Consider the following 1142-nt stretch of genomic DNA (forward strand, 5'->3'; position numbering starts at 1 on the left):
GACTTCGATCTCTTCCGTATCTCCGAGGAGCACCAGATGCTCCGTGAGGCGGTGCGTTCGCTGGCCGAGGCGAAGATCGCTCCGTTCGCGGCGGAGGTGGACGAGCAGGGGCGGTTCCCGCAGGAGGCGTTGGACGCGCTGACGGGCAACGATCTGCACGCGGTGCACGTGCCGGAGGTGTACGGGGGTGCGGGGGCGGACGCGCTGGCGACGGTGATCGTGATCGAGGAGGTCGCGCGGGTGTGCGGCTCGTCGTCGTTGATCCCGGCGGTGAACAAGCTGGGGTCGCTGCCGGTGCAGTTGTCGGGTTCGGAGGAGTTGAAGGCGAAGTACCTGGGGGCTCTGGCGCGGGGCGAGGGGATGTTCTCGTACTGCCTGTCGGAGCCGGAGGCGGGTTCGGACGCGGCGGGGATGAAGACCCGGGCGGTGCGTGACGGTGACTTCTGGGTGCTGAACGGGGTGAAGCGCTGGATCACCAATGCGGGGGTGTCGGAGTTCTACACGGTGATGGCCGTGACGGATCCGTCGGCGCGGTCGAAGGGCATCTCGGCGTTCGTGGTGGAGAAGGGCGACGAGGGGGTGTCGTTCGGTGCGCCGGAGAAGAAGCTGGGGATCAAGGGTTCGCCGACGCGTGAGGTGTACTTCGACAATGTGCGGATCCCGGCGGAGCGGATGATCGGTGCGGAGGGTACGGGTTTCGCGACGGCGATGCGGACGCTGGACCACACCCGGGTGACGATCGCGGCGCAGGCGGTGGGGATCGCGCAGGGTGCGCTGGACTACGCGAAGGGCTATGTGCGGGAGCGCAAGCAGTTCGGGAAGGCGATCGCGGAGTTCCAGGGTGTGCAGTTCATGCTGGCGGACATGGCGATGAAGCTGGAGGCCGCGCGGCAGATGACGTATGTGGCGGCGGCGAAGTCGCAGCGTGGGGACGGGGATCTGACGTTCTTCGGTGCGGCGGCGAAGTGCTTCGCGTCGGACGTGGCGATGGAGGTGACCACGGACGCGGTGCAGTTGCTGGGTGGTTACGGCTACACGCGGGACTACCCGGTGGAGCGGATGATGCGGGACGCGAAGATCACGCAGATCTACGAGGGCACCAACCAGGTCCAGCGGATCGTGATGGCCCGCAACCTGCCGTA

General features: G+C 67.3%; 1 protein-coding gene. It reads left to right on the forward strand.

Translation table 11 applies throughout. From position 1 onward, the window contains the following. Positions 1-1142 (forward strand): acyl-CoA dehydrogenase family protein (locus tag BG452_RS35185; protein ID WP_223243186.1); only part of this gene is annotated, 1142 nt, incomplete at both ends.

This window comes from Streptomyces sp. CBMA123, assembly GCF_014596465.1.
Lineage (GTDB): Bacteria > Actinomycetota > Actinomycetes > Streptomycetales > Streptomycetaceae > Kitasatospora.